The organism is Hymenobacter sp. CRA2, from assembly GCF_002007105.1.
Taxonomy (GTDB): domain Bacteria; phylum Bacteroidota; class Bacteroidia; order Cytophagales; family Hymenobacteraceae; genus Solirubrum.
Genome location: NZ_MVBC01000016.1, coordinates 37,586 through 62,124, shown reverse-complemented (window position 1 = coordinate 62,124; position 24,539 = coordinate 37,586). Strand labels below are relative to the sequence as shown.

The following is a 24,539-nucleotide window of genomic DNA, read 5'->3' as shown; positions in this document are numbered from 1 at the left end:
ACAGCGGCGGGGCTAAACGGCAGCAAGTTGGGCAGCGGGCAGCGGCAGCGGGGCAGCGCCAGCCGGCGTGAGCACCAGCGTAAGCGTGGCGCGGTAATAGTCGGCCGTCTCCTCGATGTGCAGGCCGTAGCGCGAGGGATACAGCAAGTGCAGGCGGCGGCGCAGGTTGCTCAGGCCCACGCCCCCGGGCTGCGGCGGCCCGGGGCGCGGCGCGCGGCGCCGGTTCTGCACCGAAAATACCAGCTCAGCGCCGTTTTGGGTCAGTTCCAGCTCCACGGCGTGGGGGCGAGCCGTCAGGTCGCCGTGCTTGAAGGCGTTTTCCACCAGCGGCAGCAGCAGCATGGGCGCCACGGGCAGGTTGGCCTCGGCCAGCTCCGGGGCCACCTCAAAGCGCAGCCGCTCGGGCCCCGCGCCGGGCAGGCGCAGCAGGTGCAGGCTCAGGAAGTTGCGTAGGTGCTCGATTTCCTTGCGCAGCGGTACGGTATCGGTGGCCGATTCGTAGAGCAGGTAGCGCATCAGGTCGGCCAGCTGCAGCACGGCCGTGGCGGCGGGCGCCTCCACGTCGTGGGCCGTGGCCAGGGAGTAGATGTTGTTGAGCGTGTTGAAGAGGAAATGCGGGTTGATCTGCGCTTTCAGCAGCGACAACTCGGCCGCGAGGTGCTGCTTTTCCAGCTCCTGCCGCTCGCGTTCGGCCTGTCGGCGGCGGCGCTTCTCGTGCTGGTGGTCGTTGCCGAGGCGCAGGTAGATGCCCAGTAGCATAATGAGCAGTGTGGCCGGCACGATGTTCTTGCCGGTGGTTTTGTCGGCACCCATTGATTCTTGCGCCCTCGAAGCCGATTTGTAGCCTTGGCGGTAACCGGCGCGCAGGCCCGCCAAAAACGAATCGGTTACCGAACCGGTGGGCGGGGGCGGCCCCTCCACGTGCGCCGGCCACATGGAGGGCATCAGGCCCAGCCCGATATTGGTGGTGAAGCGCACCATGGCGGTGACTATCACCGTCAGCAGCACCACCAGCAGAAAGCGCACGGGCTTCTGCCGGTTGAGGTGGCGCGGCACCAGCACCAGCCAAGTGAAGTAAAACAGCAAAGCGTAGGTGGCAACGGTAGCGGCCAGGTCGGCCAGCATCAGCGGCCACGACCACGTGTCAGCCCCCTCGGCCAGCCACTTGATGCTGAGCCGAAGCAGGTTGGCCCCCAGCAGCAGCGCCCACAGCAGTACGTGGATGCCTACGGGCACCGCTTGCGGGGCAGCCGGCCGCAGCCACCAGGCAGCTAGTTGGTGGGCTCCTCGCCTCAGAAATTCGGCCATAACAAAGGCAGTATCAACGTCAGTCCGGCGGCCAGGCCACCGGGTTCATCATTCACGAATGTAAGGCCCGCGCCGGGTAAGCCGGCTGGCAAATCGACCAGCCCCGCCCGGCCAGCCGGCAACGCCACCCCAGCAGCCGACAACGGCATTTGCCGCCCGGCGGGGCGCTGGCAGCCGGTGTTGCCGCCGTGAGCCACGGCGTTGGTCGATTTGCCGGCGGACGCACCGGGCCCCGTGTTAGGTTTGCTTACCGGGCAGCGGCCCGTCGTGCTCATCCGGCGAAAGACGTGCTTGCGGCACGAATTCAACGAGTTAATCGCATTTACCGGGCAACCGCGTCGCCGCCGCTGCTATCTTATCCCTGATTCTTTCAACGCCTCAACATCCTAACCTTCTCTCACCATGGAACTGGTCATCGAACACCTTTCCAAGACCTACCCGAACGGCACCAAGGCCCTCAACGACGTCTCGTTGCGCATCGAGCCGGGTATGTTTGGACTGCTGGGCCCCAACGGCGCTGGCAAATCCTCGTTGATGCGCACGATTTCCACCTTGCAAGAGGCCGACGCGGGCTCGATTCAGCTGGGCGACATCGACGTGCTGCGCCAGCCCGAGCGGGTGCGCCAAGTGCTGGGCTACCTGCCCCAGGAATTCGGCGTGTACCCCAAGGTGACGGCCGCCGAGCTGCTCGACCACTTTGCCGTGCTCAAGGGCATCAGCAACAAGGGCGAACGGAAACAGGTGGTCGACGCGCTGCTGCAGCAGACCAACCTCTACAACGTGCGCAACAAGAACCTGGGCGGCTACTCCGGCGGCATGAAGCAGCGCTTCGGTATTGCGCAGGCCCTGCTAGGCAACCCGCGCCTGATCATCGTGGACGAACCCACGGCCGGCCTCGACCCGACGGAGCGCAACCGCTTCCACAACCTGCTGGCCGAAATCGGCGAGGACCGCATCGTGATTCTGAGCACGCACATCGTGTCGGACGTGTCGGACCTGTGCCGGCAGTTCGCCATCATCAACAAGGGGCAGGTGCTCTACACCGGCGACCCGCTGCGCGCCATCGAGGAGATGCGCGGGCAGATCTGGCGGCGCACCATTGCCAAGCAGGAGCTGGAGAGCTACCAGCAGCAGTTTTCGGTGATTTCCTCGCGCCTGTTTGCCGGGCAGACCATCATCCACGTGCACAGCCTGGCCCAGCCCGGCAACGGCTTTGAGGGCGTCGAGCCCACCTTGGAAGACGTGTATTTCGCCCGCATCCACGCCGCCGAGCAGGTGGCCGCCAAGGCGGTGAAAGGCTAAAAACCGAACGTCATGCTGAGCTGGCCCGGCGGCTTCTACGTCGCTGCATGGCGTCATGCTGAGCTTGTCGAAGCATCTCTACCGCGTCGTTGGAAGAATGATTTCCGACGTTAGCACGCGAGATTCCTCGGCTTCGCTCGGAATGACATTCTGAAATAGGCAGCTCAACGTGACGGTCAAGAAGACCGAAATCATGTTCCTCGAAATATTCCTCTTCGAACTGCGCTACCGCCTGAAGCGGCCGGCGACGTACATCTACTTCGGGCTGATGGCCCTGATGGCTTTCCTGCTGATGCTGGCCCTGTCTGGCGTGTTCGGCGTGAGCCTGACGGTGGGCGGCGGCTCGGGCAAGATGCTGGCCAACTCGGCCTACCAGATCAACACCCTGCTCACGGTTATCAGCCTGTTCGGGGTATTCATCACCTCGGCCATGATGGGGACGCCGGTGTTCCGCGACTTCGACCACCGCACCCACTCGCTGTACTACACGGCCCCCATCAGCAAAGCCGGCTACCTCGGCGGCCGCTTCCTGGGCTCGTTCGTGGTGACCATAGCCGTGTTTTTGGGCGCGGGCCTGGGCGCCTGGCTGGCCACCTACTGGCCGAGCATCGATGCCGCGCGGCTGGGGCCGAACCGGCTGATGCCCTACCTGATGCCCTACCTGCAGTTCGTCATTCCGAACGTATTCCTGACCGGGGCCATCTTCTTCACCGCCGCCACGCTCACGCGTTCGGCCCTGGCCATTTACCTGGGCGGAGTGCTGTTTCTGGTGCTCTACTCCATCAGCGGCGGCCTGCAGCAGGATCTGGACAATGACCTGCTCAAGGCCCTGCTCGACCCGCTGGGCGGCCAGGCTATTGATCTGACGCAGCGCTACTGGACGGTGGCCGAGAAAAACACCCAACTGCTGCCCTGGAGCACCTGGGTGGTGCAAAACCGCCTGCTGTGGGTGTCGGTAGGCGCCGTGGCGCTGGCCGCCTGCTTTTTCGTGTTCCGCTTCAGCTTCGCCAACAAGGCCGATTCGGGCCCGCGCCCCAAGGGCGCTCTGGGCGTAGTCGAGTCGCCGGGCAAGCTGGTGCTGCCCCGCATCACCCCGCGCTTCACGGCCGGGTTGGCCTGGGCGCAGCTGAGCCGCCTGCTGCGCCTGGAGTTTCTGAGCACCGTGCGCAGCGTGTACTTCATCGGCATTGCCGGGGCCGGCGTGCTGATGCTGCTGATGACCGGCCTGCAGGTGGGCAAGATGTACGGCACCAACACCTTTCCCACCACCCCGCAGGTGGTGCAGCTGCTGGCTGGCACCTACGCCCTGTTTCAGCTCATCATCATCACCTTCTACGCCGGCGAGCTGGTGTGGCGCGAGCGGGACAGCAAGGTCAACCAGATTTACGATGCCATGCCCATGCCCGCCTGGGTGCCCTTCGTGGCCAAGCTCGGGGCGCTGATGGCCATTCAGGTAGTGCTGCTGGCGGTGGTGATGCTCTGCGGGCTGCTGCTGCAAACCGCCAAGGGCTATTTCCACTACGAGCTGGACGTGTACGTGAAGGAGCTATTCGGCTTCCGGCTGGTGGAGATGTTGATGTTGTGCGTGCTGGCCATGACGGTGCAGGTGCTCGTGAACAACAAGTACATGGGCCACTTCATCATGATCCTGTACTACGCCCTGGACATCTTCAAGGGCACGCTGGGCATCGAGCACAACCTGCTGTTTCCGAACTCCAACCCCTCGGTGCTCTACTCGGCCATGAACGGCTACGGGCACTTCGTGTGGCCCTTCTTCGCCTTCAAGCTCTACTGGGGCGCTTTTGCCGTGCTGCTGGCCCTGGCCTCGGCCCTGCTCTGGCCCCGCGGCACCGAAACGCGCTTTTCGTGGCGCTGGCAGCAGGCCCGCTACGGCCTCTCGCCGGCCCTGGCGGGCGTGGCGGGCGGCGCGCTGCTGGCCTTCGTGGGCGTGGGCGGCTACATCTTCTACAACACCAACGTGCTGAACGAGTACCGCTCCTCCGACGAAGACGAAGAGCTTACGGCCAGCTATGAGCGGAAGTACAAGCGCTACGAGAAGGCCGTGCAGCCGCGCATTTCGGCCGTCAAGGTAGATGTGGATATCTTCCCCCAGGAGCGCGACGTGCGCTTCCGCGGCTCGTACTGGCTGGTCAACCGCAGCCGGCAGGCCATCGACTCGCTGCACCTGATGGGCGTGGCCGAAGCCGAGGTGAAGCAGCTGGCCTTGGCCCGCCCGGCCAAGGAAGTGCTGCACGACAAGGTCGGCGACGTGGATTACCGCATTCTGCGCCTGCAGCAGCCCCTGCAGCCCGGCGACTCGGTGCAGCTCAACTTCGACCTAGCCTACACCAACCCCGGCTTCAAGAACGCCCGCGCCAACACCAGCATCGTGTACAACGGCACCTTCGTCAACTCCCAGCTGCTGCCCCACATCGGCTACCAGCCCGACTGGGAGCTGGGCGACGACGACACGCGCAAGGAGCAAGACCTGAAGCCCAAGCCGCGCATGGCCGCCGTCAACGACTCGGTGGCGCGCCGGAACACCTACATCAGCAACGACGCCGACTGGATTCGCTTCGAAACCACCGTCAGCACCGCGCCCGACCAGATTGCTATTGCGCCGGGCTACCTGCAGAAGGAATGGACCCAGGACGGCCGCCGCTACTTCCACTACAAGATGGACGCGCCCATCCTGAACTTCTACTCCTTCCTCTCGGCTCGCTACCAGGTCTACAAGGATAAGTGGAACAACGTCCCGATTGAAATCTACTACCACCCCGGCCACGAGTACAACCTCCAGCGCATGGCCAAGGGCGTGAAAGAGGGCCTGCAGTACTACACCACGCACTTCGGCCCCTACCAGCACCGGCAGGTGCGCATCCTGGAGTTTCCGGGCTACGCGGGCTTCGCGCAGTCGTTCCCGAACACGATTCCCTTCTCGGAAAGCATCGGCTTCATTGCCGAAGTCGACAGCACCGACCCCAAGGACATCGACTACCCGCTCTACGTGACGGCCCACGAGGTGGCCCACCAGTGGTTTGCCCACCAGATCATCGGCGGCAACGTGCAGGGCTCCACGCTGATGTCGGAAACGCTGAGCCAGTACAGCGCCCTGATGGTGATGAAGCACCTCTACGGAGCGGAGAAGATGAAGAAGTTTCTGCGTTACGAGCTGGATTCCTACCTCTCGGGCCGAGGCCTGGAGCAGAAAAAGGAGGTACCGCTGTACCTGGTTGAAAACCAGCCCTACATCCACTACCGCAAGGGCTCTTTGGTGATGTACGCCCTGCAGGACTACCTGGGCGAAGACGCCGTCAACGCCGCCATCAAGGAATACCGCCAGCAGGTGGCCTTCCAGCGCGCCCCGTACACCAACTCGGTGGAGTTTGTGGGCTACCTGCGCAAGCACACGCCCGACTCCCTGCAGTACCTGGTCACGGACATGTTCGAGAAGATTACGCTCTACGAGAACAAGGTCGACTCGGCCTCCTACCGCAAGCTGCCCAACGGCCAGTACCGCGTGCAGTTCACCGTCGATACCAAGAAGTTCTACGCCGACTCGCTGGGCAACGAAACGGCCGCCAAAACCCAGGACTTCATCGACGTAGGCATCATGGGCCGTGAGAAGGACAAAGCCGGCAAGTGGCACGACGTGCCCGTGCTGGTGCAGAAGCGCCGCCTGCCGCCTGGCCGCTCCCGCATCGAGCTGACCGTGCCCAGCAAGCCCGAGCGCGTGGGCATCGACCCCTTCAACAAGCTCATCGACCGCAACCCGGACGATAACGTGAAGATTCCGGAGGAGAAGAAAGCCTGACCACGGAGTCAGACGGACTCTTAGCTACGCCGACCTTTAGTTAGGATTTCACGGATTTTGTGGACGATTAAACCAGTGGTGCCACGACTTTGGAAGTCGTGGCACCACTGCGTTTGAGCCCCGGCCACGACGGGCCCTCTCCTTCTGCGACAGTTCTGACCGGCCTTTCGCCAGCTGCTTGCTTTGGTTGGCTTCGGCATAAGCAGCCACCGGTGGCGAGGTTCCGCAACGGGGTGCGGGGCCACCCGGCGTATCTTTGCCCGCGTCTTTTCTCATGAAACTGTCCCCTCCGACCGCCGCCAACGACGAACGGCTCATGCGCCAGGCCCTACGCGAGGCCGAGCGGGCCTACGCGGCCGGCGAAATTCCCATCGGCGCGGTGGTGGCCTTCACGGCCACGGGCCAGATCATCGGGCGCGGGCACAACCAGACCGAGCAGCTGCGCGACGTGACGGCCCACGCCGAAATGCTGGCCCTGACGGCGGCCGCCAACTTCGTGGGCAACAAGTACCTGCACGACTGCACCCTGTACGTGACGGTGGAGCCCTGCGTGATGTGCGCCGGGGCCACGGCCTGGGCCCAGGTGCCGCGCGTGGTGTACGGCACGCCCGAGCCCAAAGTAGGCTATTCGCGCCACGGCCAGCTGCTGCACCCGCGCTGCCAGGTCGTTACGGGGGTGCTGGCCGAGGAGTGCGCCGCCCTCATGCAGCGCTTCTTTGCCGAGCGGCGGCGCTGATTGTTGCTAAGGTGTACTGGTCTGGTGAGGTTGGGGGTACAGCGCCCGAATCATTATCATCCGTTAGAAATCCGTTTCATCTGTGGTTACTTTTGGCCGCCGCGCCGTTTTTTGTAACCCCCGTGCCCCTTCGGCGGTTAGCTTACCGACGAAATTGCTTGCCGCCGCGGGCTGGTACCGGCCGTCCGGCGACGCTTTGCCTTCAACCCCTTAACCTCCTTACCCCAAACTGCTATGGCCTTCGAACTGCCCCAGCTGCCCTACGCCTACGATGCTTTGGAACCGCACATCGACGCCAAGACGATGGAGATTCACCACACCAAGCACCACCAGGCCTACGTCACGAACCTGAACAACGCCATTGCCGGCACTGAGATGGAAAATCAGTCGCTGGAGGAAATCCTGCACAACATCGCTAAGGCTCCGGCGGCGGTGCGCAACAACGGCGGCGGCCACTGGAACCACGACCTGTTCTGGAAAGTCCTCTCGCCCAACGGCGGCGGCGAGCCCACCGGCGCCATTGCCGAGGCCATTCAGAAGACGTTCGGCGGCTACGACAAGTTTAAGGAGGAGTTTACCAAGGCTGCTACCACCCGCTTCGGCTCGGGCTGGGCGTGGCTGTGCAAGATGACGGACGGCAACCTGCAGATCTGCTCCACCCCCAACCAGGACAACCCGCTGATGCCCGACACGGGCTGCAACGGCACGCCCCTGCTGGGCCTCGACGTGTGGGAGCACGCCTACTACCTGAATTACCAGAACCGCCGGCCCGACTACATTCAGGCCTTCTACAACCTCATCAACTGGGATGAGGTAAACCGCCGCTTCGCGGAAGACACCCAGGCCTAACGCGCCTCCGCTTGCTCACAAAAAGCCCCGCAGCCCCCGCTGTGGGGCTTTTTATTGCCGCCTGCCCCGGCTGGGCGGGTACGTTTCCCGCTGTCAAAAACTTGTATCTTTATGGGCTTATTCATTCCCCTCCCAACCGCACCCGCATGAGTACTAGGCTTCGTCTCACCATCCTGAGCTTTCTACAGTTCTTTATCTGGGGCTCGTGGCTGATAACCATCGGCGCGTACTGGTTTCAGACCAAGCAGTGGTCGGGGGCGCAGTTTGGGGCCATCTTTTCCACCATGGGCATCGCGTCCATCTTCATGCCCTCGCTCATGGGCATCGTGGCCGATAAGTGGGTGAATGCCGAGAAGCTCTACGGCGTGCTGCACATCCTCGGCGGCCTGGTGCTGCTGACCATTCCCTTGGTCACCGACCCGGGCATGTTCTTCTGGGTGATTCTGCTGAACATGATTTTCTACATGCCCACGCTGGCCCTGAGCATTGCCGTGTCGTACTCGGTGCTCAAGCGTGAGGGCCTTGATGTGGTGAAGGACTACCCGCCCATCCGCGTGTGGGGCACCGTCGGCTTCGTGGTGGCCATGTGGACGGTGAGCCTGTTGGGTTTTGAAAAGTCGGCCAACCAGTTCTACGTAGCGGCCGCCGCGGCCATTCTGCTGGGCGTGTACTCGTTTACGCTACCCAAGTGCCCGCCCACCGCGCGCGACACGCCGAGCCGTTCCTTGGTCGACATACTGGGCCTAAAATCCTTCGCCTTGCTGCGCGACACGAAGATGCTCACCTTCTTCCTGTTCGCCATGCTACTCGGCGCCGCCCTGCAGCTCACCAATGCCTACGGCGACACCTTCCTGCACGATTTCGACAAGAACGCGGAGTACCAGGACACGCTGACGGTGCGCTACCCGGCCATCATCATGTCCATCTCGCAGATTTCCGAGACGCTGTTCATCCTGGCTATTCCCTTCTTCCTGCGCCGCTTCGGCATCAAGCAGGTGATGTTCTTCAGCATGATTGCCTGGGTGCTGCGCTTTGGCCTGTTCGCCTACGGTAACCCCGGCTCGGGCCTGTGGATGATCATCCTCTCCTGCATCGTCTACGGCATGGCCTTCGACTTCTTCAACATCTCCGGCTCCCTGTTCGTGGAAACGCAGACGGCCCCGTCCATCCGCGCCTCGGCCCAGGGCTTGTTTATGATGATGACCAACGGCTTTGGGGCCGTACTCGGCAGTTCAGTCAGCGGCATCGTTATCGAGCGGTACTTCACCGCCGCCGATGGCGTGACGAAGGACTGGCACAGCATCTGGCTGGCTTTTGCTGCCTACGCGCTGGTCATTGCCGTGCTGTTCGTGGTGCTGTTCCGCCACAAGCACAACTCGCAGGAAGTGCAGGACGCCGAGCACACCGAGCCCGTGCTGTCGGTAGAGCAGGCCTAAGTGCCGAGGCGGCACAAGGAGCGCCGCCAGCCCCTTACAGAAGGCGCCGTCGGCGGCCGCGGTACACGCGGCCGCCGACGGCGCCTCTTTTTTCATCTATTATTTTTTCTTCTTTTCTTTATACCATGAGTACATCTACCCTACGAGCTGCTATTTCTCCGCCCGCTGCCGTCGACTTATCCGCTACGTTCGATAAATCAAATTACTTTCTGCCCGTCGCTTGGTTCCATCAGCACTTCGGCGTGCGGCCACGCAAGCTCATCTTCCAGCTGGCCAGCAACGAAGCCCGCCAAGCCGTGCTCCAAACCTTGGCCGCCCGCTACGACCTGGAAGCGGCCACCGTCGCGCACTCCGTTTACATCGAGAAGGTGGGCAAGGAGCCCGAGCTAAACGTGTGGGCCCTGCACCTGGCCCCGCACCTGCTCGTGCTGGTAGAAGACCACGGCGCCTATAGCGACCGGGGCGTGCAGGTATTCTATTCCCCCGACACCGACGCCGCTGAGCTGGCCAGCCTGCGCGAGTTGCTAAACACGCACCTGGAAATCGGGCAGCAGGAGCGGCAGCGCATCCACGTGCTGCGCCTGGCCTACAACGACCTGGAGTTTACCCCGCTCAACATCAAAATTCCGGCGCTGGACCTGGCCACGCACTACAACGACGATCTGCCGCCCGTGCACGAGGCCATCGTGCAGCGCCTGCAGCAGCCCCAGGACAAGGGCATCGTCATCCTGCACGGCCCGCCCGGCACCGGCAAAACCAGCTACATCCGCCACCTCTGCGGCCTCACCGACAAGCCCAAGCTGTTCATCCCGCCCAACCTGGCCGCGCGCATCGCCGACCCGGAATTCATCAATCTGCTCCACGACAACACCAACTCCATCCTCGTCATCGAGGATGCAGAAGCCCTGCTGATGAAGCGCGACGCGGGCCAGGGCGGCTCCAGCGCCGTGAGCAACCTACTCAACCTCTCCGACGGGCTGCTGGCTGATTGCTTTCACATCCAGATTGTGTGTACCTTCAACACGGACCTCTCGCGCATCGACAGCGCGCTGCTGCGCAAGGGCCGCCTGATTGCCGCCTACCACTTTCAACCGCTGGTGCAGGAAAAAGCCCAAGCCCTGGCGGCCGAATTAGGGCATACCGATGCTCTCACCGAAGCCACGGCCCTGGCGGATATTTACAACCGCGAAACGCCCGCTTTCGAGCTTACCGGCAGCAACGCCCGCATCGGGTTCGGCAGCCGGTAAAAGCTCGTAGGTATAAAATTGGTATAAATCGAGCACAAAACCAGTATAACAAAAAAGCCTCTCTGCATGATACAGAGAGGCTTTTTTGTTGGTTAAGACCGAGAGCTACCCAAACAAGCAGCTTTTGGCCTTTGGGTTTCAGAGCTTAGAACTGCTCGTCCGAGCCGAAGAAGAAGTCGCCTTCAATTTGGGCGTTTTCGTCGGAGTCGGAGCCGTGTACAGCGTTGGCTTCGATGCTCTTCGCGTACTTCTTGCGGATGGTGCCTTCCTCGGCCTGAGCCGGGTTGGTGGCGCCGATCAGCGTACGGAAGTCAGCCACGGCGTTGTCCTTCTCCAGGATGGCCGCCACGATGGGGCCCGACGACATGTACTTCACCAGGTCGCCGTAGAAGGGGCGCTCCTTGTGAACGGCGTAGAATTGGCCGGCGCGCTCGGCCGTCAGCAGGGTTTTCTTCAGCGCTACGATGCGGAAGCCACCGGCCTCGATCATGCTCAGGATGCCACCGATGTGGTTTTCCTGGGTAGCGTCGGGCTTAATCATCGTGAACGTGCGGTTCGTTGCCATGTCGGTCAGGGAAATGTAGGGATGAGAATCGCCGGGTGCCGAAAGCACCCCGGCCGGCTACGGGAGATTTTAATTTTCGGCCGCAAAACTAGGGGTTTGTCCCGATAGCGCCGTGCCGGACGCAAGTAATTAAGCAAGTTACACTGGCTACTCAACGAGATTAGTGGGGACAGCCGGGCCCTAAAATCCCGAACCAGGGTACCGGCAGGCCGCCCGGCCCGGCCCGCAGGGCGTCGTTCTGGCCCCCCGCCGAACCGAAAAGACCCGCCCGGTTGTTGAGCCCGAGAACAACTTTGGGAATCATTCCCGAAATTTGCCCCCTTGCTACCCCGTAAGGGTCGCAAAGTCAGTCACCTATCAGCCGGCAATGCACGACGTCACGGCACTGAAGGAGCTCCTACGGGAGCCGCAGCGCATTTTCATTACCACGCACCACAAACCCGACGCCGACGCCCTGGGCTCGTCGCTGGGCCTGGCGGGCTACCTGCGCAAGAAGGGCCACCACGTGACGGTGGTCACGCCATCCGACTACCCCGACTTTCTGAGCTGGATGCCCGGCAACGAAGAAGTGGTGGTGCACGAACCCGGTCGCAACGACCGGCGCGTGCAGGAGATTCTTAACCAGACGGACGTCATCTTCTGCCTGGATTTCTCGGCTCTGAGTCGCATCCACGAGCTGGGCGAGTTTGTGCGCCGCTCTTCGGCCACCAAGGTCCTCGTCGACCACCACGAGCAGCCGGAGTCCTTCGCCGACATCGCCTTCTCGTTCCCCACGGCCGCGGCCACGGCCGAGCTGGTGTTCGAGCTCATCCGCGACCTGGGCGACCAGGCGCTGATCACGCCGGAAATCGGGGAGTGCCTGTACGCAGGCATCATGACGGATACGGGCTCGTTCCGCCACCCCAGCACCTCGCGCAACGTGCACATGATCATTGCCGAGCTGCTCGACGCGGGCATCAACCTCTCGGCCGTGCACCGGCGCATCTACGACTCGCACTCCGAGGAGCGGCTGCGCTTCCTGGGCTTCGTGCTCAAGGATAAGCTCACGGTGCTGCGCGAGTACAACACGGCTTACATCGCCATTACGGCCGACGAGCTGAAGCACTACCACTCCAAAACCGGCGACACCGAGGGCCTGGTAAACTTCGCCCTGAGCATCGAGGGCATCGTTTTCGCCGCCATCCTCATCGACCGCGTCAACGCCGTAAAGATTTCCTTCCGCTCGGTGGGCGACTTCTCAGTCAGCGAGTTTTCGCGCCGGCACTTCAATGGCGGCGGGCACCACAACGCGGCCGGCGGCATCAGCCACGAGCCGCTGGACGCCACGGTGCAGCGCTTCCTGAGCCTGCTGCCCGACTACCAAACCCAACTGGTGACGGCCCCGCTGGCCGTGGCCCCGCCCCACTAATAATTGCGCGGCGGCCGCCGGCCGTTGCCCTACCCGTTAAATTCCAGCTGGCTGCGGCTAAGCTCTGAGCGCTAATTACCTTTAGCTCCGCATTGTCTCTCTTTCCCTCTTTCATGCTCCGCAAATCCCTTCTTCTGTGGCCGGCCGTGGTGGCCAGTGCCGTCGGTCTGAACGCCTGCAACCAGGCCAACGCCAACTTTGCCAAGACCAAGTCGGGCATCGAATACAAAATCTTCGACAAGTCCGGTAAGGCCAAGGACATCAAGCCCGAAACCGCCGCCGCCGATTACAAAAAGAACGTCGGGCAGATCATTGCCCTGCACGTGGAGTACCACACGGCCAAGGACTCGGTGCTGTTCCAGTCGCGCAAGCAGCAGATGGGCTTCCCGGTGCGCGTGCCGCTGCAGGAAGTAACCCGCAAGGGTGGTCTGGAAGAGGCTATTTCGCTGCTGCAGCCCGGCGACTCGGGCGTGTTCCGCTTCAATGCCGACTCCCTGTCGCTGAAAACCACCGGCCAGCCGGCTCCGCCCCAGATCAAGAAGCACGGCAACACGATGACGCTGTTCGTGAAGGTGGCCGCCATCCAGAACCAGGCCGACGCCATGGCCGCACAGCAGAAAGCCATGCAGGAAATGCAGGCCAAAATGCAGCAGCACGAAGCCGCGCAGAAGCCGCTGGATGAGAAAACCATCCAAGAGTACGTGCAGAAGAACAACCTGCCGGCCAAGAAAACCGCTTCGGGCGTTTACTACGTGATTACCCAGCCGGGCTCGGGCGCTACGCCGAAGCAGGGCGAATCGGTATCGGTGAACTACCGCGGCACGCTGCTCAGCGGCAAGGAGTTCGACTCTTCGGCTAAAGGCAACGGCGGCCGGCCGATTGAATTCCCGCTGGGCGTGGGCGCCGTGATTCCGGGTTGGGACGAGGGCATTGCCCTGCTCAACAAAGGCTCGAAGGCCACGCTGATTATTCCCTCGGCCCTTGCATACGGCCAGCGCGGCGCCGGCGCCGACATTCCGGCCGACGCCGTCCTGCGTTTCGACGTGGAACTGGTCGACATCAAGCCAGCTGCGGCTCCTGCTCCCGGCATGATGCCCGGCGGCATGCCGCAGGGTGCTCCGCAAGGCCGCTAATGTGTTAAATTAGCCCTGGGGCTTCGTGCAACCCGCCGGCGGGCGGCCGGCTCTTCATCCAGCTGGCCGCCCGCTTTTTTGTTTTCACACCCTATGCGTACCCCTTTTTCTATGTACACCTTTGCCCGCCGCTTTTTTCTGGCTTTGCTGCCGCTACTGCTCGTACTCGGAGCCTGCGACAACAAAACCGATGACATGAAAGAACTGGAGAAGCAGATCGAGGAACACAAAGTTCTCGACGACGCTACCATCCAGAAATACCTGCAGGACAACAACATCACCAACTACGAGCGCACCAGCACGGGCCTGTACATCGTACGGCTGAACACGGTGACTTCTGGCCCGCAGCCGGTTCAGGGCAGCTCGATTTCGGTGAAGTACATCGGGCGTCGCATATCCGACAACTTCCGTTTCGACGCTTCCGTCGACAACGGCACCCCCTGCGGCTGCACTACCTTCGTGCTTGGCAGCGTCATTGCCGGCTGGAACGAGGCCTTCCCCAAGCTTTACAAGGGGCAGCGCGCCCTGCTGCTGATTCCTTCGCACCTGGCGTACAGCTACCAGGGCCAAGGGGGTGCTATTCCAGCGTGGACGCCGCTGATGTTCGACGTCGAGCTGATAAATGTAGGGCAATAACGGCTTCGGGCTCCGCAATGAAAATTTTGCTGCGTCTGCTGCCCGGGCTGCTGCTGAGTTTGCCGGCGTTGGCCGGCTCCCCCGCCGACACGCTGCGTACGCCCGGCGGCGTGCAGTACGTGCTGCGCCAGCCCGGCGCGGGCAAAGCAGCGGGGCCCAAGGGCGCGGTGCGGGTGCACTACACCGGCTTTCTGCCCGACGGCAAGTTTTTCGAATCCTCGGCCACGTACGGGAAGCCCCTGCGGGTGCGCCTCGGCCGGGGTGAAGTCATTCCGGGCTGGGACGAGCTGCTGCCCCTGCTGCCGGCCGGCGCCCGCGTGTGGGCGCGCATTCCGGCGGCACTGGCCTACGGCCCCGGTGGACAGCGCGACCCCGACGACGAGACCAAGTACCGCATTCCGCCCAACACCGATTTGGTGTTCGAACTGGAGATTGTGCACGTGAATTAACCGGCCGGCCGAAACGTTAACCCTCAGACGTTTCGGCCGGTTTTTGTTTGAGCCAGGCCGCCGCCTGCGCCAACGGTTTCGGGCCGTGGCTTGAAAATGCCCGGCTCGTCGGTGTAACTTCGGATTTCTAATCCGCCTCTTTTTCGCCTGAGCATGTTTATTGAACCCCGCGTCGGCACTAGCCGCGAGTTGCCCCGCCGGGGCTGGATTGAGGTGGTAGTGGGCTCGATGTTTTCGGGGAAGACCGAGGAGCTGATCCGGCGCCTGAACCGGGCCAAAATTGCCCGCCAGCGGGTCGAAATCTTCAAACCGGCCCTCGACACGCGCTACCACGCCGAGGACGTGGTGTCGCACAACGCGAACAGCATCCGCTCCACGCCCATTGCCTTCCCGCAGGAAATGCTGCTGCCCGCCAGCAGCTGCGACGTGGTGGGCATCGACGAAGCGCAGTTCTTCGACAACTCGCTGGTGGAAGTGTGCAACCAGCTGGCCGACCACGGCGTGCGCGTCATCGTGGCGGGCCTCGACATGGACTACCTCGGCCAGCCCTTCGGCCCGATGCCGCAGCTCATGGCCGTGGCCGAGTACGTAACCAAGGTACACGCCGTGTGCGTGCGCTGCGGCGACATTGCCACCTACTCTTTCCGCAAGGCAGCCTCGGCCGAGCAGGTACTGCTGGGCGAAACCGATTCCTACGAAGCGCGCTGCCGGCACTGCTTTCTGGAAGGGCAGCAGGAGAAATCGGAGGCCGATGCGGTGGCCGAAGCCACGAAGCACTAATTCCGGAGGCGCGGCGTTATGCGGCGCGGTAGTATCTTAGTTGCCTTCTTCTTATCGCATGACACAAGCGCTACGCACTGCTTGCCTCGTGGCGGGCTTTGGCCTCGTTATGGGTTCTTCGGCCTGGGCCCAACGCACCGCCGGGTACGGCGACTGGCAGCTGCACCTGCCCACCAACCAGTCGCGCGTGGTGGTGGATGCGGGCCAGCGCTTGTTTGTAGCCGCCGAAGCGTCGTTTTACACATTCGATAAGGAATCGGCCTCGGTGCAGCGCCTGTCGCGGCGCGACGGACTCAGCGACGTGGGCGTGCGCGCCCTCGCTTACGACTCGCTCACGCAGCAGGTGGTCGTAGCTTACGGCAACGGCGCCATCGACATTCTGGCGCCCGACGGCCGCGTGGTCACGTCCATCACGGACATCAAGCGCAAGACCATTGCGGGCGAAAAAACCATCTACAGCATCAACATCGCGCGGCGCCTGGCTTACCTGGGCACCAGCTTCGGCATTGTGGTGCTGGATCTGCAGCGCTACCAGGTCAAGGACACCTACAGCAGCTTCGGCCCCGGCGGCACCGTGCCGCGGGTATACGCCACCACCGTGCTAAACGACTCGCTGTACGCGGCCACCAGCGCGGGCCTGATGCGGGGTCGCCTCAGCACCAACCTGCTCGATTACACCAACTGGCGCGTCTCCACGGGCTTCGGTGCGCGCTCCGGCGACCCGTACCGCACGCTGGTGACGCACCAGGGCAAGGTGTACGCAGGCGTCAACAACGACAACATTTACCGCGCGGTGGGCGCGGGCTGGGCAGCGCAGAGCTACGGCAGCTACATTTTCCGCTCGTTGCGCTCTTCGGCTGCCGGCCTGCTGGTGGGCATGCCGCGGCAGGTCGACGTGTTTGATCCGCGCAGCAACCGCGTGCGCAGCCGCGTGCAGAGTCCGCTGCTCGACAACGTGCAGGACGCCATTCGCTCGCAAAGCGGCCCGGTGTACGTGGCCGACCTCACCAACGGCCTGGTTCGCGCCACGCCCGACCGCAACGACGCGGAGCGCTTCGTGGCCAACGGGCCGGCCACGGCCAAGGCCTTCAACATCCTGACTGATGCGCCCAGCCGCACGGTGACGGTATTCTCGGGCGGCTACAACGAAAACTCGGTTCAGCAGAACGCCCGGGACGGCTTTTACATCTACGATGCCGACGGGCAGTGGACCAACGTCACCTCGCGCACCTACAACGCGGCGGAGTTTCCGAACCTGCAGGACCTGAGCCGCGGCGCCCGCACGCCCGACGGCACGCTGTACGTCGCGGCTTACGGAGCGGGTCTGCTGGAGTGGAAGGGCCCCGGCGAGTGGCGGCAGTTTACGCAGGGTACGCCCGGCTCGCCGCTGCTCAGCGCCATCCCCTCCGACCCCAACTACACCCGCCTCACCGACGTGGCCGTGGCGCCCGACGGCAGCGTGTGGGTGGTGAACCGCCACGAAAAGCAGGGGCAGCCGGGCTTGTTCCGCTTCGTGCCGGCCGAAAACCGCTGGCAGACGCTGTCGGCCTTCGCCGGCTCCGAAAGCCTGGAGCGCCTGACCTTCGACGACCTCAGCCGCGCGTGGACGGGGCGCACCCGGCGCACCAGCGCCGGCCTGGTAGCCTACGACCCTACTACCAACCTGACGCGCAACTTTACCCAGGCCGACGGGGGGCTCCCGAGCGGCATCATCTGGGACCTGGCCAAGGACCGCACCGGCGCCATCTGGGCGGCTACCGGCCAGGGCGTGGCCGTGTACGACAACCCTGCCGACGTATTCGAGCCGGACGCCTCCAAATTCCGCAAGCCCCTGGTGACGCGCGGCCCCGGCACCGGCTTCGACGCGCTGAACTCGGAAGTAGTCCGGAGCGTGGCCATCGACGGTGGCAACCGCAAGTGGTTCGGCACCGACAACGGGCTGTGGCTCTTTAACGAAGGCGTCACCGAAAGCCTGCTGCACTTCACCACCGACAACAGCCCGTTGCCCTCCAACAGAATCGTGGACGTGGCCGTGGACGACCGCACCGGCGAGGTGTGGGTAGGCACGGAGGCCGGCGTGGTGAGCTACCGTGGCTCGGCTACCGTCACGGAGGGCAAGCCGAGCTGCGCCAAGGTATTCCCGAACCCCGTGCGGCAGGATTTTGTGGGCCAGGTGGGCATTTCGGGGCTGGCCAACAATGCGGAGGTGAAAATAACCGACGTGACCGGCACGCTCGTGTACCAGACGCGCGCGGCGGGCGGCACGGTGGTCTGGAACCTGGCCGACTACAACGGCCGCCGCGTGCAGTCGGGCGTGTACCTGGTGCTGACGGCCGATGCCAACGGGCAGAACGGCTGCATTTCCAAAGTAGCCGTACTGACGAAATAGGCAGGCCTCGGGAGAAAATCACGCGCCGGAATTGTTGTGTTTATTCTCCCTTACGCCTTCCTCACCTTCCGTCTAGCCGCATGCTGATCAAGACCCGGGGCATTGTCCTGAACTACCTGAAATACCGCGAAACCAGCATCATTGCGCGCATTTACACCGAGCAGCGCGGCGTACAGTCCTACGTGGTGAACGGGGTGCGCAAAGCCAAGCCGCCGGGCCGCATTGCCCTGTTTCAGCCCTTTACCCTGCTCGATATGGTGGCCTACGTGTCGCCGCGCGGCGGGCTCACGCGCCTCTCCGAGTTTCGCTGCCTGCGCCCGTTCCGTACCCTGCCCTACGATGTGCGCAAGAGCAGCGTGGTGCTGTTCCTCTCGGAAGTGGTGAGCCGCACGCTGCGCGAGGAAGAAGAAAACCCCGCGTTGTTTGAGTTTCTCTACCGCAGCATCGTGGCCTTCGACGAGCAGGAATCCGGCTTCGAGAATTTCGCCCTGCTGTTTCTGCTGAACCTCTCCCATTACCTGGGTTTCGGGCCCGACTCCGGGCAGCAGATTACCGAGCAGGTGGCCTTTGCTACCGACGTGAACCTGACGGCCACCAGCCGCCCCACGGTGCTGCGCTTTCAGGAGTTTGAGCACTTCTTCGACGAGCTGCTGCAGGGCGACATAGCATCGGCGACCGTGCCCAACGGCCGCGTGCGGCGCGAGTTACTGCTGATTCTGCTGCGCTACTACCAGTTGCACGTCGAAGGTCTGGGCGATATTCGCTCACTCGATGTGCTATCGGAAGTGCTGGCCGAACTGTAGCAGCCCTCTGCTCCGCGGCTACTGCGAAAATGCGAGCCCCGATACTTTTCCCGCTCGCGGCACGACGTCACAACATCTTCCCAAAACAACGCCGCCCGAAACTGGAGTACCCGGTTTCGGGTGGTGCTTTTTTGTCGTCTGGCCTGAGACCAGGACCGATTGCTTCGCTCTGCTCGCAATGACAGGGGTATTCGTCCTTACTACTCGCCTATATACTGCACGTGCGGCAACTTGGTAGCCTCGGGCACGCGGCCTACTACCTGACCTTCCGGCAATTGCGCCTGGCAGGTGAGGCGAGCAGTAGCCGCCAGCCGGCCGGTGGTGAGGTAGCGTAGCTCGTTGGCGGTGGGCGGGGCCAGGTGCTCGGCACCGGCTACCAGCTCGATGCGGCAGGTGGTGCAGCGGCCCTTGCCCCCGCAGGCGTGCATCCAGTCGTGGCCGGCCTCGTGCAGGGCCCGAAGCAACGTCTGGCCGGGCCCTACGTTGATAGAGCCGCCGGGCAGGTTTTGCACGGTCAGTGTAGGCATTTTGGCTTAACTTGCCTGCTGAAGCAGGCTTTTTTTTGAGGATGCAAGATACGTATAGCAACGACCAGCTGCAGGCTTACGGCCGCCGGCTAGCCGCTCGCCTCTGCGACCAATACTTCGCCACCCAACCAGTGGGCGCTACGCTTGATGGTCCCGCCGTGCTCCGGCTGGCTCCAGTGCGCCAGCTGAACTTGTACGTGGTACAGCAACTGCTGGCGCAATGGACGCAGGAAATGGCGCGCCTGCGCAGCCCGTACTTCGATTACGAAGACCCGGCGGTGCGCCAGGCCCTCACCCAACTCATGAACCTGCTCTCGCGCCGCATCCGGCTGACGCGGGCTACCTACGAGCCGCTGCTGGCCCAGGCCGTCGCCGACACCTTGCGTACGGCCCTCGACCCGGTAACCACCTTCGAAAATAAGCTACTGCCATCGGATCAGCTCTCGGCCACTCCGGCTCAGCTGCGCGATGCGCTGCGCTACGTGGACATCAACAAGCCGCTGTTCCAGGATTTCATCGACAGCCTGCCGGCCGACCTGGCCCAGGACCGGGAGTTTCTGTTGAGCCGCTTCCGCCTGTACCGCGACGCGCACTTCAAAGAGCAGCAACCCCTCGCTACCCTCCTGACGGAGCTGAACGCCGTGCTGCCGGTGCAGGAAACTGACTTGCGTAAGGGCCTAGCGCCAGTTTCGGAGCCATTGGCCACTGCGGCTCAAGCTCCGGTGCCTGCTTCGCCCTCTGCCCCGATTACGCCTTCTATTGCCCCCGCCGCCGTCTCGGTGTCGGAAGCAACTCCCGCAGCACCTACGCCCGCCGTAACGGCAGCACCCGTTGTAGCCGTGCCGGTAGCTGAAGCTAAACCAGTAATTGAAGTAGAGGAGCCAGCCGTCCCTGCCGTGCCAGCAGCATCGGCCACGCCGGTGGTTGCCGTAGCCGCCGAGCCAGCGGTGCCCTCCCCTTCGCCCGCTCCTGAACCAGTGCCGGCCGAACGGCCCAAGCCGCTGGCCGCTACGGTAGCCCCAGCCAGTACCCTCGCCGATAAACTGGCCGCCACGGCCGGCCCGACGAGCACGCTGAACGAAAAGCTGGCTTCGAGCACGGCGCCGCACCCCATCCTGGCGGAGGCCCAGCCGAAGGTGGAGTCGCTGCGCAGCGCCATTTCCATCAACCAGCGCTTCAGCTTTATCAATGAGCTGTTCAACGGCGAAAACATGGAATACCACGCCGCTGTGGAGCACCTCGACGCGCTACCCTCGGCCGATGCGGCCAAGCGCTACGTGACGGAAGACCTGGCCCAGCGCTACCAGTGGGTGCGCAAGGAAGAGCACGTCAACAAGCTGCTGCGTCTCATCGACCGGAAGTTTGCCTAACGCCACCTCGGCATGACGGAGCTGGCCGCCTCGGTTCTGCGCAACGCACGCCTGCGCTGGCGGCAGCTGCTACTGGTGTATGTGCTGGCCGTGGGTGTACTGGCGGGCAGTGCCTACACTATGTACGTGCACTTCGATTTCTCGCACTCCCCCGACACGCGCAGCTACCTGCGCATGGCCCGCGGCGAGTTCGAGGGCGTCCGCGTCACACACCGTTACCGGGTGGTGGTGCCGCTGGCTGCCGCCGCCGTGGCCTGGCCGGTGGAGAAAGTATACGTCCGCCTGTGGCCGCAGCGCGCCAGCAATGAGTGGCCCCTGCGCCTGGCTTTTTACTTGGTGAACACGGCTCTGCTCGCCGGGGCCGGACTACTGATGTTCCGCACGTGCCTGTTCTACGGAGCTTCGCCGGGCGCGGCCGCCGTAGCCCTGGTAGCGGTGCTGACGAGCCGGTGGGCCGTGTACATTGCCGGCCTACCGCTGGTGGACAGCCTGTACATGCTGGTGTTTGCCTTGGCTCTGTACGCGGTGCGCAGCGGCTCGGTGCCCGCCTTGGTGGCCTGCATCGTGCTGGGGCCGCACGCCAAGGAATCGTTTGTATTTCTGGCGCCCTGGCTGCTGCTTTTCGGGCAACGCACCCTGCGCTGGCCGGCTCAAGCAGCCCTACTCGCCGTATCTGCAGGACTGGCCTATGGGGTACGCCACTGGGTGGATGCGCAAGTGGGTGCTCCGCCCCAGGAAAGCGTAAATAACGCCTTGGAGCACTTGGAAAATCTGGGCTACTCGTTGCGCCGCATGTTCTCGATCAAGGGCGTGGGCGAGCTGTTCAGCATCTTTGGCTTCTTCTGGCTGGTGCTGCTGGCGGGGCTGCGCGGTGGCTCGGCGATGCGCCAGCGCTGGTTCGGCCTGTTGGGCTGGCCCGAATTGGGTTTAGCCGCGGTGGTGCTGGTACACATGCTTCTTTCCGGCGACCTAGGCCGCATGGGCTATTTGGCAGCACCGGCTTTCGCCGCGGCTCTGTCGTTGGTTATTACCTATCATCCTGCCTTTGCCTGGCTGCGCTTAAGCTTAGCTACCGATGCGCCTCTGGTCGAGTCAGGTGCGCCGCGCCCGGAAACGGCGCAGGCGCGCTAGCGCGAACGGCACGCCCAACAGCAACAACGGCGCCACTGGCACGGCGAAGCGCGCCGCACCCAGCGGGCCAGTCAGCGCCGCAACGTAGAGCACCAGCCCGCCCGCTACCACCCGTAGGGCTGCGGGCGCCTTGCTATCAAACAGGAACAGCGCAAACGCCAGTGTGCGCACCACGTTGCCGAGGGCTACCAGGGCCAGCGTCAGTAGCAGGGCAATGGGGGCCGTCTGCAGGTACTCCCAGATGGCGCGGTAACCGTGGGCGTTGAAGCGGTTCAGCAGGCCGCCTTCTGATGATTCGGGCAACCCGAGGAAGTGCACCAGATCAAACCGACCGGGGTCGAGAAAGAAGTTGGCCATGCCCTGCAGGTGCAGCGCAGCATAGGCCATGGGATGCTGCTGCAGCACCTGAGCGCATTGCGCGGTGATGTAGCGTTGCTGAGCCGCAAAGCTCGGCTGCTGCTCGCCGGCCCGCACGGTAGCGGCTACGAAGTGTTCGGCGGCTTCTGTGCCTTGCGTTTTGCGCAATACCCCGCGCACGTTGTAGCGCAGCAGGTTGATTTCGGCAATGCTCGAAAAGTGGAAGTAGCCGGTGCGCTGGTAGTTCCAGCCTTGGTAGAGCAGCGCCACCAGCAGCGGCACTGTGCCAAACAAAGCCAGCTGCCAACACCGCCGCTGCCACGCGGCCCACATGCTCACGGCCAGCACTACCGCCGCGAAGGGGTAGAATACCGGCTTTATCAACATGGCGGCCGATGCCACCAAGCTTAGTAGCAGCGCGTCACGGCGCCGGTGGTGCGCCAGAAAGGCCGTGCCCACGCAGAGCAAGCCCACCACGCAGGTCTGCAACAGCAGCTCGCTCATCAGCACGTTAGCATAAATGAGTTGAGCCGGATACAGGGCTATCAGGGCCAGCACTGCGCCCCAAACGCGCGCGGAAGGCTGAAACCGGCGTAGCAGTTGCGCCATCAGGCCCAGATTCAGCAGGCTCAGCAGGTTTTGGAGCAGTAGCGTGCCCAGGGGCAGGGCCAGCGTGCCACCCGTCAGCAGCAGAAAGAGCGGGTAGCCGGGAGGCCGAATGGTGTACTCCTGGACCGAGCGCGGCCCGCTGAGCGGCCAGGCGTAAAACTCGCCGGCGCGGCCGATGTTGGCGGCTTCGGTCAGGTAACGGTCGGAGTCGGGGAAAAGGTAATGGCGCTGCCCGAGCTGGTAGCCCAAAGCCAGCAGGTGCAACAGCACCAGTCCTGCCCAAAACCACCGGGGCACCCGCGCTACGGGAGCTTTACTGGCAGAAAGTGGCTGGGGCGGAGGCGCTGGCATAGCCCGCAAGTTAGCGCCGAAACGGTTCGGCTTGCCTACTCGCTAGCGCACGAGGTCCTGCTTGCGGTAGGCATCAATGGCCAGCAGGATGAAGAGCAGGATGGTGAACGACCAGAGCGAGGAGCCGCCGTAGGAGAAAAACGGCAGCGGAATGCCCACCACCGGCGCCAGCCCGATGGTCATGCCGATGTTGACGCAGAAGTGGAAAAAGATAATACTGGCGACGCAGTAGCCGTAGGTGCGCCCAAACACGGATTTCTGCCGCTCAGCCACGAAGATAACCCGCCCCAGTAAGCTCATAAAGAGGACTATGACCGTCATGGTGCCCAGCCAGCCCCACTCCTCCCCCACGGTGCAGAAGATGAAGTCGGTGCTCTGCTCGGGCACGAAGTCGAAGCGCGTCTGGGTGCCTTCCAGGAAGCCCTTGCCGGCCAGCCCACCCGAGCCGATGGCTATTTTAGACTGCGTCACGTTCCAGCCCACGCCCAGCGGGTCGGCCGAGGGGTTCAGCAACACCTCGATGCGCTTGCGCTGGTGGGGCTGCAGCACGTTGTTGTAGAAGAAATCGACGCCGAAGACCATGCCCAGCACCACCGCGTACGTGGAGAGGGCCAGCGGCAAATGGTGGCGCAGCACCCGGGTATTGAACACGAACACCAGGGCCAGAATCACGGTAAATGCGCCCACCAACCAGAGCTTGGGCACCAGCAGCGACAGGATGAGCACGATGCCGGCGGCGGCCAGAATCAGCAGGATCAGCGGCGACATGCCCTCCCGGAAGTAAGCCAGCAGGAAAGCGCCGAATACCAGCGCCTGCCCGGTTTCGTTGGAGGCAATGATGAGCAGCGGCGGCAGCAGGGTGAGGCCCGCCAGCACCAGCTGCTGCTTGAAGGCTTGCTGGCGCAGGTTGATGCCCGCCATGAAGCGCGACACCGCCAGCGCCGTGGTGAACTTGGCAAACTCGGCCGGCTGCAGGCGCATGGGGCCCAGCTCCAGCCAGGAGCGCGACCCGGCAATGGGCCGCGCCACCACCAGCGTCAGCAGCAGCAGCACAATCATGCCGCCGTAGAGCACGTAGGCGAAGGTGTCGTAGGCCTTGTAGTCGATGACCACGAGCACCACGATGAGCACCACGGCCACGCCGAGCCAGACCAGCTGCTTAAACCAGTTGAAGGCCATCAGCCCGCTCCAGTCGGCGGAAAACACGCGCGAGAAGGGCACCTCGGCCGAGTAGGACGCGGCGTACACGTTGAGCAGCCCCACGCCCACCATCAGGATGTAGATGAGCAGGGTGACCCAATCGATGCTGCGCGAGTAACGGACGGTGGCGGACATGCGG

At 63.4% G+C, this 24,539-nt stretch carries 20 protein-coding genes; 15 read left to right on the top strand and 5 right to left on the bottom strand.

Annotated elements, in window-relative coordinates:
- Window positions 1-12 precede the first annotated feature (12 nt).
- A complete protein-coding gene (locus tag B0919_RS20845) occupies window positions 13-1,308 on the bottom strand; it encodes a sensor histidine kinase (RefSeq protein WP_078014231.1) in 1,296 nt (431 codons plus the stop codon).
- Between the two features lie 402 nt (window positions 1,309-1,710).
- Here B0919_RS20845 and B0919_RS20840 point away from each other — a divergent pair, with 402 nt between their 5' ends.
- From B0919_RS20840 to B0919_RS20815, 6 genes are all read left to right on the top strand, one after another.
- Entirely contained in the window at window positions 1,711-2,610 is a 900-nt protein-coding gene (locus B0919_RS20840; RefSeq protein ID WP_078014230.1) for an ABC transporter ATP-binding protein, read from the top strand.
- A gap of 169 nt (window positions 2,611-2,779) precedes the next feature.
- The gene (locus B0919_RS20835) at window positions 2,780-6,424 is read left to right on the top strand and encodes an ABC transporter permease/M1 family aminopeptidase (RefSeq protein WP_254846637.1); all 3,645 of its coding nucleotides are present in this window, start codon (window positions 2,780-2,782) and stop codon (window positions 6,422-6,424) included.
- A gap of 274 nt (window positions 6,425-6,698) precedes the next feature.
- Window positions 6,699-7,160 (top strand): nucleoside deaminase, encoded by a 462-nt coding sequence (locus B0919_RS20830; protein ID WP_078014229.1) that lies wholly within the window; start codon window positions 6,699-6,701, stop codon window positions 7,158-7,160.
- 234 nt (window positions 7,161-7,394) lie between these two features.
- The gene (locus B0919_RS20825; protein ID WP_078014228.1) at window positions 7,395-8,009 is read left to right on the top strand and encodes a superoxide dismutase; all 615 of its coding nucleotides are present in this window, start codon (window positions 7,395-7,397) and stop codon (window positions 8,007-8,009) included.
- Window positions 8,010-8,155: 146 nt separating this feature from the next.
- Window positions 8,156-9,445: a nucleoside permease gene (locus B0919_RS20820; RefSeq protein WP_078014227.1), complete on the top strand. Its 1,290-nt coding sequence runs from the start codon at window positions 8,156-8,158 to the stop codon at window positions 9,443-9,445.
- Window positions 9,446-9,570: 125 nt separating this feature from the next.
- A complete protein-coding gene (locus B0919_RS20815; protein WP_078014226.1) occupies window positions 9,571-10,692 on the top strand; it encodes an AAA family ATPase in 1,122 nt (373 codons plus the stop codon).
- Window positions 10,693-10,837: 145 nt separating this feature from the next.
- Here the strand turns inward: B0919_RS20815 and B0919_RS20810 are convergent, their stop codons facing one another.
- Complete coding sequence (locus B0919_RS20810; RefSeq protein WP_078014225.1) at window positions 10,838-11,257, bottom strand: nucleoside-diphosphate kinase; 420 nt, start codon at window positions 11,255-11,257, stop codon at window positions 10,838-10,840.
- Window positions 11,258-11,624: 367 nt separating this feature from the next.
- Between B0919_RS20810 and B0919_RS20805 the strand changes: the two genes are divergently transcribed.
- The 7 genes from B0919_RS20805 (at window position 11,625) to recO (ending at window position 18,855) form a co-directional block, all read left to right on the top strand.
- Entirely contained in the window at window positions 11,625-12,665 is a 1,041-nt protein-coding gene (locus B0919_RS20805) for a DHH family phosphoesterase (RefSeq protein WP_078014224.1), read from the top strand.
- A 113-nt stretch (window positions 12,666-12,778) separates the two neighbouring features.
- Window positions 12,779-13,798 (top strand): FKBP-type peptidyl-prolyl cis-trans isomerase, encoded by a 1,020-nt coding sequence (locus B0919_RS20800; protein WP_078014223.1) that lies wholly within the window; start codon window positions 12,779-12,781, stop codon window positions 13,796-13,798.
- A 93-nt stretch (window positions 13,799-13,891) separates the two neighbouring features.
- Window positions 13,892-14,434, top strand: a complete 543-nt coding sequence (locus tag B0919_RS20795) for an FKBP-type peptidyl-prolyl cis-trans isomerase (protein ID WP_078014222.1) — start codon at window positions 13,892-13,894, stop codon at window positions 14,432-14,434.
- A gap of 17 nt (window positions 14,435-14,451) precedes the next feature.
- Window positions 14,452-14,883 carry an FKBP-type peptidyl-prolyl cis-trans isomerase gene (locus tag B0919_RS20790; RefSeq protein WP_078014221.1) on the top strand — a complete coding sequence of 144 codons (432 nt, stop codon included), beginning with the start codon at window positions 14,452-14,454 and terminating at the stop codon, window positions 14,881-14,883.
- Window positions 14,884-15,036: 153 nt separating this feature from the next.
- Complete coding sequence (locus B0919_RS20785; RefSeq protein WP_078014220.1) at window positions 15,037-15,663, top strand: thymidine kinase; 627 nt, start codon at window positions 15,037-15,039, stop codon at window positions 15,661-15,663.
- Window positions 15,664-15,721: 58 nt separating this feature from the next.
- Entirely contained in the window at window positions 15,722-18,052 is a 2,331-nt protein-coding gene (locus B0919_RS20780; protein WP_139362297.1) for a T9SS type A sorting domain-containing protein, read from the top strand.
- 80 nt (window positions 18,053-18,132) lie between these two features.
- The gene (recO, locus tag B0919_RS20775) at window positions 18,133-18,855 is read left to right on the top strand and encodes a DNA repair protein RecO (RefSeq protein ID WP_078014218.1); all 723 of its coding nucleotides are present in this window, start codon (window positions 18,133-18,135) and stop codon (window positions 18,853-18,855) included.
- Between the two features lie 200 nt (window positions 18,856-19,055).
- Here the strand turns inward: recO and B0919_RS20770 are convergent, their stop codons facing one another.
- Window positions 19,056-19,382, bottom strand: coding sequence for a 2Fe-2S iron-sulfur cluster-binding protein (locus tag B0919_RS20770; RefSeq protein WP_078014217.1), 327 nt, complete (start codon window positions 19,380-19,382; stop codon window positions 19,056-19,058).
- Between the two features lie 41 nt (window positions 19,383-19,423).
- Here B0919_RS20770 and B0919_RS20765 point away from each other — a divergent pair, with 41 nt between their 5' ends.
- Both B0919_RS20765 and B0919_RS20760 read left to right on the top strand, forming a co-directional pair.
- Window positions 19,424-20,752, top strand: coding sequence for a hypothetical protein (locus tag B0919_RS20765; RefSeq protein ID WP_078014216.1), 1,329 nt, complete (start codon window positions 19,424-19,426; stop codon window positions 20,750-20,752).
- Between the two features lie 12 nt (window positions 20,753-20,764).
- Window positions 20,765-21,883: a hypothetical protein gene (locus B0919_RS20760; protein ID WP_078014215.1), complete on the top strand. Its 1,119-nt coding sequence runs from the start codon at window positions 20,765-20,767 to the stop codon at window positions 21,881-21,883.
- On the opposite strand, the gene B0919_RS20755 is transcribed toward B0919_RS20760, so the two are convergent.
- Window positions 21,845-23,146: a hypothetical protein gene (locus B0919_RS20755; RefSeq protein WP_139362296.1), complete on the bottom strand. Its 1,302-nt coding sequence runs from the start codon at window positions 23,144-23,146 to the stop codon at window positions 21,845-21,847. The two genes, B0919_RS20760 and B0919_RS20755, sit on opposite strands and share 39 nt — an antisense overlap.
- Window positions 23,147-23,242: 96 nt before the next feature.
- Window positions 23,243-24,535: a rod shape-determining protein RodA gene (gene rodA / locus B0919_RS20750; protein ID WP_078014213.1), complete on the bottom strand. Its 1,293-nt coding sequence runs from the start codon at window positions 24,533-24,535 to the stop codon at window positions 23,243-23,245.
- Between the last annotated feature and the right edge of the window lie 4 nt (window positions 24,536-24,539).

Excerpts from the sequence above, each read along its gene's own strand:
- B0919_RS20845 (WP_078014231.1), bottom strand. The coding sequence starts at position 1,308 with ATGGCCGAATTTCTGAGGCGAGGAGCCCACCAACTAGCTGCCTGGTGG.
- B0919_RS20840 (WP_078014230.1), top strand. The coding sequence starts at position 1,711 with ATGGAACTGGTCATCGAACACCTTTCCAAGACCTACCCGAACGGCACC.
- B0919_RS20830 (WP_078014229.1), top strand. The coding sequence starts at position 6,699 with ATGAAACTGTCCCCTCCGACCGCCGCCAACGACGAACGGCTCATGCGC.
- B0919_RS20825 (WP_078014228.1), top strand. The coding sequence starts at position 7,395 with ATGGCCTTCGAACTGCCCCAGCTGCCCTACGCCTACGATGCTTTGGAA.
- B0919_RS20820 (WP_078014227.1), top strand. The coding sequence starts at position 8,156 with ATGAGTACTAGGCTTCGTCTCACCATCCTGAGCTTTCTACAGTTCTTT.
- B0919_RS20815 (WP_078014226.1), top strand. The coding sequence starts at position 9,571 with ATGAGTACATCTACCCTACGAGCTGCTATTTCTCCGCCCGCTGCCGTC.
- B0919_RS20810 (WP_078014225.1), bottom strand. The coding sequence starts at position 11,257 with ATGGCAACGAACCGCACGTTCACGATGATTAAGCCCGACGCTACCCAG.
- B0919_RS20805 (WP_078014224.1), top strand. The coding sequence starts at position 11,625 with ATGCACGACGTCACGGCACTGAAGGAGCTCCTACGGGAGCCGCAGCGC.
- B0919_RS20800 (WP_078014223.1), top strand. The coding sequence starts at position 12,779 with ATGCTCCGCAAATCCCTTCTTCTGTGGCCGGCCGTGGTGGCCAGTGCC.
- B0919_RS20795 (WP_078014222.1), top strand. The coding sequence starts at position 13,892 with ATGCGTACCCCTTTTTCTATGTACACCTTTGCCCGCCGCTTTTTTCTG.
- B0919_RS20790 (WP_078014221.1), top strand. The coding sequence starts at position 14,452 with ATGAAAATTTTGCTGCGTCTGCTGCCCGGGCTGCTGCTGAGTTTGCCG.
- B0919_RS20785 (WP_078014220.1), top strand. The coding sequence starts at position 15,037 with ATGTTTATTGAACCCCGCGTCGGCACTAGCCGCGAGTTGCCCCGCCGG.
- B0919_RS20780 (WP_139362297.1), top strand. The coding sequence starts at position 15,722 with ATGACACAAGCGCTACGCACTGCTTGCCTCGTGGCGGGCTTTGGCCTC.
- recO (WP_078014218.1), top strand. The coding sequence starts at position 18,133 with ATGCTGATCAAGACCCGGGGCATTGTCCTGAACTACCTGAAATACCGC.
- B0919_RS20770 (WP_078014217.1), bottom strand. The coding sequence starts at position 19,382 with ATGCCTACACTGACCGTGCAAAACCTGCCCGGCGGCTCTATCAACGTA.
- B0919_RS20765 (WP_078014216.1), top strand. The coding sequence starts at position 19,424 with ATGCAAGATACGTATAGCAACGACCAGCTGCAGGCTTACGGCCGCCGG.
- B0919_RS20760 (WP_078014215.1), top strand. The coding sequence starts at position 20,765 with ATGACGGAGCTGGCCGCCTCGGTTCTGCGCAACGCACGCCTGCGCTGG.
- rodA (WP_078014213.1), bottom strand. The coding sequence starts at position 24,535 with ATGTCCGCCACCGTCCGTTACTCGCGCAGCATCGATTGGGTCACCCTG.